Here is a 6,503-nt window from a genome sequence, read left to right on the forward strand (position 1 = left end):
AAGAGGAACCGCCCCTGGAAACAGGCGAGTTACTTGCCCAGCATCGACTCGACCCCGGCGCGGACCTCGTCCGTCGCCAGACCGCGGATGGTCAGCGTCGTGCGGCGGCGCAGCACGTCGTCGGCCGTCTCGGCCCACTCGTGGTCGCGGGCGTAGGCGACCTGCGCCCAGATCTCCGGCGCGTCCGGGTGGACGCGGCGGGCGAGCTCCGGGTTCTCGTTCGCCATGCGGGCGATCTCGAAGGAGAGCGAGCCGTAGTGGGTCGCCAGGTGCTTGGCGGTGTCGGCGGCCATGCGCGGACCGGGCGCCGGGCCGTCGACGAGCAGCCGGTGGGCGACCGCGTTCGGGTTGGCTATGCCGGGCAGCGGCAGCCGCTTCGGCAGCGCCGACACCGGCTCGTAGTCCTCGCCGAGCGGATGCCCGGGCAGCTGCTCCAGCTTCTTCATGACCGTGCGGCCGATGTGGCGGAAGGTCGTCCACTTGCCGCCGGCCACCGACAGCATCCCGCCGCGGCCCTCGGTCACGACCGTCTCGCGCTTGGCCTTGGAGGTGTCGCCGGGGCCGCCGGGGAGCACCCGCAGACCGGCGAAGGCGTACGTGATGAGGTCGCGCGACAGCTGCTGGTCGCGGATGGAGAACGCGGCCTCGTCCAGGATCTGGGCGGTGTCCTTCTCGGTGACCTCGACCTGGCCGGGGTCGCCCTCGTACTCCTCGTCGGTGGTGCCGAGCAGCAGCATGTCCTCCCAGGGGAGGGCGAAGGTGATGCGGTACTTGTCGATCGGGGTGGCGAGCGCGGCCTTCCACGGCGAGGTCCGCTTGAGGACCAGGTGCGCGCCCTTGGAGAGGCGGATGGAGGGGGCCGCGTTCGGGTCCTCCATCTTCCGCAGGTGGTCGACCCACGGGCCGGTCGCGTTCAGGACCAGACGGGCACTCACGCCGAACTCGTCGCCGTTGGTGCGGTCCTTCAGCTCGGCGCCGGTGACCCGGCCGCGGGTGAAGCGCAGACCGGTGACCTCGGCGTGGTTGAGCACGGTGGCACCGGCGTCGACCGCGGCGCGGACCGTCATCAGCGCCATCCGGGCGTCGTTCATCTGGTCGTCGCCGTAGACGGCCACGGCCTTCAGGTCCTCGGTCCGCAGCTCCGGCACGTCCTGCGCGGCCTTGGCCGGGGAGAGCAGGTGGCCGACGCCGTCGCCGAACGCCGAGAGCGCGGAGTACGCGAAGACGCCGGCGCCCAGCTTGGCCGCGCCGTGCGGGCCGCCCTTGTAGACGGGCAGGTAGAAGGTGAGCGGGTTGGCGAGGTGCGGGGCCACCTGGCGGGAGACCGCGCGCCGCTCGAAGTGGTTCTCCGCCACCAGCTTCACCGCACCGGTCTGCAGGTAGCGCAGGCCGCCGTGGAGCAGCTTCGAGGAGGCGGAGGAGGTGGCGCCGGCGAAGTCGCCGGCGTCCACCAGGGCCACCCGCAGGCCCGACTGCGCGGCGTGCCAGGCGGTGGAGATGCCCAGGATGCCGCCGCCGATCACCAGGAGGTCATACGTCGCCTTGGAGAGCTGTTCCCGGGTCTCGGCGCGGCTCGGCAGGGAACCGGCAGCCGGGCGCGTCCCCAGGGCGGGGACGCTCTGCAGGGTGGTCATGTCGCTTACTCCTCTTACTGCTCGCTCTTACTGCTCGTCGGATTCGTCTTCGAGCCAGCCCATGGAGCGCTCGACGGCCTTCAGCCAGCTCTTGTACTCGCGGTCGCGCTTGTCGGCGTCCATGCGGGGGGTCCATTCGGCGGCGCGGCGCCAGTTGGCGCGCAGCGCGTCGGTGTCGGGCCAGAAGCCGACGGCCAGGCCGGCGGCGTAGGCGGCGCCGAGGCAGGTGGTCTCGGCGACCATGGGGCGCACGACGGGCGCGTCCACGAAGTCCGAGAGGGTCTGCATCAGCAGGTTGTTGGAGGTCATGCCGCCGTCGACCTTGAGCGCGGCCAGCTCGACGCCGGAGTCCTTCGTCATGGCGTCGGCGATCTCGCGGGTCTGCCAGGCCGTGGCCTCCAGGACGGCGCGGGCGATGTGCGCCTTGGTGACGTACCGGGTGAGGCCGGCGATGACACCGCGCGCGTCGGAGCGCCAGTACGGGGCGAACAGGCCGGAGAAGGCCGGGACGAAGTAGGCGCCGCCGTTGTCCTCGACCGAGGACGCGAGGGTCTCGATCTCGGCGGCGGACTTGATCAGGCCCATCTGGTCGCGCATCCACTGCACCAGGGAGCCGGTGACGGCGATCGAGCCCTCCAGGGCGTAGACCGGCTTCTCGTCGCCGATCCGGTAGCCGACCGTGGTCAGCAGGCCGCTGTAGGAGTTGATCACCTTGTCGCCGGTGTTCATCAGCATGAAGGTGCCGGTGCCGTACGTGGACTTGGCCTCGCCCTCGGCGAAACACGTCTGGCCGAACAGGGCGGCCTGCTGGTCGCCGAGCGCGGAGGCGACCGGGACGCCGTCGAGGACGCCGCCCTTGACCGTGCCGTACACCTCGGCGGAGGAGCGGATCTCCGGCAGCACGGCGGCCGGGACCTCCATCGACTGCAGGATGCGCTCGTCCCACGCCATCTCGTGGAGGTTCATCAGCATGGTGCGCGAGGCGTTGGTGACGTCGGTGACGTGCACGCCGCCGTCGACGCCGCCGGTCAGGTTCCAGATGACCCAGGAGTCCATGGTGCCGAAGAGGATGTCGCCGCGCTCGGCGCGCTCGCGCAGCCCCTCGACGTTGTCGAGCAGCCAGCGGACCTTCGGGCCGGAGAAGTACGAGGCGAGGGGGAGGCCGGTCTCGCGGCGGAAGCGGTCCTGGCCGACGTTGCGGCCGAGCTCCTTGCAGAGGGTGTCGGTGCGGGTGTCCTGCCAGACGAGGGCGTTGTGGACGGGCTCGCCGGTGTTCTTGTCCCACAGCAGCGTGGTCTCGCGCTGGTTGGTGATGCCGATGGCCTTGACGTCGGCGGCGGTGATCTCCGCCTTCTCCAGGGCGCCGGCGACGACCTCCTGGACGTTGGTCCAGATCTCGGCGGCGTCGTGCTCCACCCAGCCCGGCTTCGGGAAGATCTGCTCGTGCTCCTTCTGGTCGACGGAGACGATCCGGCCGTCCTTGTCGAAGACGATGCAGCGGGAGGAGGTGGTGCCCTGGTCGATCGCGGCGATGAAGGGGCCGGAGGTGTGGGAGTCGGTCACGGTGTGCTCCAAGGGAGGTCTGGAAGAAGGACGGCTCAGGCGAACGCGATGGTGTAGATACCCGCGGCGAGGGCGCCGCCGATCAGCGGACCGGCGACCGGGATCCAGGCGTAGCCCCAGTCGGAGCCGCCCTTGTTCGGCAGCGGCAGCAGGGCGTGCACGATGCGCGGGCCGAGGTCGCGGGCCGGGTTGATGGCGTAGCCGGTCGGGCCGCCGAGCGAGAGGCCGATGGAGACCACGACGAAGGCGGTGATCAGGGCGCCTATGACGCCGAGGCCCTTGCCGCTGTCGTTGAGGCCCTGGGTGAGCACGGCGAGCACGAGCACGACGGTGCCGATGACCTCGGTGGCCAGGTTCTGCCAGGTGTTGCGGATCTCGGGGCCCGTGGAGAAGATGCCGAGCACCGGGCCGGGGCCCTCGATCGGCTTCTCTCCGATGGTCTCCGGGTCCGTGAGGTGGGCCTGGAACTGGCCGTGGTAGGCCACCCAGACCAGCGCCGCGCCGATCATCGCGCCGATCATCTGACCGGCGAAGTAGACGGGCACGTCGCCCCAGGCCCCGTCCTTGATCGCGATTCCGACCGTGACGGCGGGGTTCAGATGGGCGCCGGAGAGGGAAGCCGTCATGTAGACGGCCGTCATGACGGCGAAGCCCCACCCGAAGGTGATCGCGAGCCAGCCCGCGCCGCGGGCCTTGGAGCTCTTGAGCGTGACGGCGGCGCACACGCCACCGCCGAGCAGGATGAGTACGGCGGTACCGATGGTCTCGCCGAGGAAGATGTCGGAGCTGGACACCCGCGACTCCTTTGTCCTTCGTCCAGGGGAAGGCGAACCACGGGTCCCTCCGATGGTCCGCACCCTCGTGTTGAGGGCGTTTCCGGCCCTTGGCACTGCCACACTCTAGCGCGTATTGCCGTTAGGTGTTCGGCAATGCCGACCGGTGAACGGAAGTTTTGCCCCCGGGTTAACAGCGCGTCAAGGGTCTGGGAAGTGAAAAACCCGCCGATAACGCGATCGTTACCGGCGGGTTGGAGGGGGTATCGACAGAGGGCGGGGGAGTACGGGGGCAGGGCGGTCCCGGAGGTCTCGGAGGCGGTCGGCCCCAACTCCCGGGAGGCCGCGCGGAGGCCTCGGGAGCGCCTGGCCCCCAGGCCCCGGGAGGCCGTGCGGGGGCCTCAGAAGCGGCCGGCCCCCAGGTCCCGGGAGACCGCGCGGGCGCAGTCCCGCACCGCCGCCACCAACTCCGGACGCAGCTCGCCGTCCGGGCAGAGCCGCTCCACGGCACCCGTCACCGCCACCGCCCCCACCGGCATCCGCCGCCGGTCGTGGATCGGCGCCGCCACCGACGCCACGCCCTCCCAGGTCTCCTCCACGTCCGCTGCCCAGCCCCGGGCTCGCACCGTGTCGAGCAGCGTCTCGAAGTCCCCGAGCTCCGTCGTCGTCCGGGGCGTGAGCGCCTCCCGCTCGACCTCCAGCACCTCGCTGTGCGCCACCGGGTCGTACGCCGAGAGGACCTTGCCCAGGGCCGTGGAGTGCAGCGGCTGCATGGCCCCCACCTCCAGGACCTGGCGGCTGTCGTCCGGCCGGAAGACGTGGTGGACGATCAGCACGCCCCGCTGGTGCAGCACCCCCAGGTGCACGCTCTCGCCGCTGGACCGGGCCAGGTCGTCCGTCCAGACCAGGGCCCGCGCCCGCAGCTCGTGCACGTCCAGGTAGCTGTTGCCGAGCCGCAGCAGCTCCGCGCCCAGCTGGTAGCGGCCCGACGCCGCCTCCTGCTCCACGAAGCCCTCCGCCTGGAGGGTGCGCAGGATCCCGTGGGCCGTTCCCTTGGCGAGCCCGAGCGAGGACGCGATGTCGGAAAGACCGAGCCGGCGCTCGCCGCCCGCGAGCAGTCGCAGCATGGCCGCCGCCCTTTCAAGCGACTGGATGTTCTTAGCCATCGCCCGGCCCCTATCCCTCTCACACTGTTCGACAATGCTGAACACTATCGGTCGATGCCGACCTTGCGTCACATTCCACAGTGTCGGTCAAGGAGGGGCAGGACCGGGAGTCCCCGGACAAAGGATGCCGTCCGCCTCGTGGGACACCGTGTCCGCCCCGGCCCCGGCGCGGTTACGCTGACTCCGTGCCCCCTCCACCGAGGGCGCAAAGCCGACAGCCGTCGCATTCCAGGGAGATCGCCCATGGCCCCGCTGCCGTCCCCTTCCGCCGCCGCCTCCGCCTCCGGAGACGACCGGAACCGAGCCGCCGCCCTCCGCGAGGCCCTCGCGACCCGCGTGGTGGTCGCCGACGGAGCCATGGGAACCATGCTCCAGGCCCAGGACCCGACGCTCGAGGACTTCCAGAACCTCGAGGGCTGCAACGAGATCCTGAACGTCACCCGGCCCGACATCGTCCGCTCGGTCCATCAGGAGTACTTCGCGGCGGGCGTCGACTGCGTCGAGACCAACACCTTCGGCGCCAACCACGCGGCCCTGGGCGAGTACGACATCCCCGAGCGCGTCCACGAGCTCTCCGAGGCCGGTGCCCGGATCGCCCGCGAGGTCGCCGACGAGTTCGGCGCCCGGGACGGCCGCCAGCGCTGGGTCCTGGGCTCGATCGGCCCCGGCACCAAGCTGCCGACCCTGGGCCACGCCCCGTACACCCTCCTGCGCGACGCCTACCAGCAGAACGCCGAGGGCCTGCTCGCCGGCGGCGCCGACGCGCTGCTCGTGGAGACGACGCAGGACCTCCTCCAGACCAAGGCCTCCGTGATCGGCGCCCGCCGCGCCCTGGACGCCCTGGGCGCCGACGTGCCGCTGATCGTGTCCGTCACCGTCGAGACCACCGGAACCATGCTCCTGGGCTCCGAGATCGGCGCCGCCCTGACGGCCCTGGAGCCGCTGGGCATCGACATGATCGGCCTCAACTGCGCCACCGGCCCGGCCGAGATGAGCGAGCACCTGCGCTACCTCGCCCGCCACTCCCGGATCCCGCTCTCCTGCATGCCCAACGCCGGCCTGCCGGTCCTGACCTCCGACGGCGCCCACTACCCGCTGTCGCCGGCCGAGCTGGCCGACGCCCAGGAGGCCTTCGTCCGGGACTACGGCCTCTCCCTCATCGGCGGCTGCTGCGGTACGACGCCGGAGCACCTGCGGCAGGTCGTGGAGCGGGTCCGGGACCTCACCCCCGCCGTCCGCGAACCGCGCCCCGAGCCCGGCGCCGCCTCCCTCTACCAGACGGTGCCGTTCCGGCAGGACACGTCGTACATGGCGATCGGTGAGCGGACGAACGCGAACGGGTCGAAGAAGTTCCGTGAGGCGATGCT

At 71.3% G+C, this 6,503-nt stretch carries 5 protein-coding genes; 1 reads left to right on the plus strand and 4 read right to left on the minus strand.

Annotated elements, in window-relative coordinates; translation table 11 throughout:
* Positions 1-29 precede the first annotated feature (29 nt).
* The 4 genes from AB0398_RS24705 to AB0398_RS24720 all read right to left on the minus strand — a co-directional run bounded on the left by AB0398_RS24705 (position 30) and on the right by AB0398_RS24720 (position 5,136).
* Positions 30-1,634 carry a glycerol-3-phosphate dehydrogenase/oxidase gene (locus AB0398_RS24705; protein ID WP_366377794.1) on the minus strand — a complete coding sequence of 535 codons (1,605 nt, stop codon included), beginning with the start codon at positions 1,632-1,634 and terminating at the stop codon, positions 30-32.
* A gap of 27 nt (positions 1,635-1,661) precedes the next feature.
* Positions 1,662-3,197 (minus strand): glycerol kinase GlpK, encoded by a 1,536-nt coding sequence (glpK, locus tag AB0398_RS24710; protein ID WP_366377795.1) that lies wholly within the window; start codon positions 3,195-3,197, stop codon positions 1,662-1,664.
* Between the two features lie 35 nt (positions 3,198-3,232).
* On the minus strand, positions 3,233-3,991 hold the full coding sequence (locus AB0398_RS24715) for an MIP/aquaporin family protein (protein WP_366377796.1): 759 nt from the start codon (positions 3,989-3,991) through the stop codon (positions 3,233-3,235).
* Positions 3,992-4,371: 380 nt separating this feature from the next.
* A complete protein-coding gene (locus AB0398_RS24720; protein ID WP_366377797.1) occupies positions 4,372-5,136 on the minus strand; it encodes an IclR family transcriptional regulator in 765 nt (254 codons plus the stop codon).
* 243 nt (positions 5,137-5,379) lie between these two features.
* Here AB0398_RS24720 and AB0398_RS24725 point away from each other — a divergent pair.
* The coding region (locus AB0398_RS24725) for a homocysteine S-methyltransferase family protein (RefSeq protein ID WP_366377798.1) at positions 5,380-6,503 on the plus strand (1,124 nt) is incomplete at its 3' end.

Source organism: Streptomyces sp. NPDC086147, assembly GCF_040702165.1.
Taxonomy (GTDB): domain Bacteria; phylum Actinomycetota; class Actinomycetes; order Streptomycetales; family Streptomycetaceae; genus Streptomyces.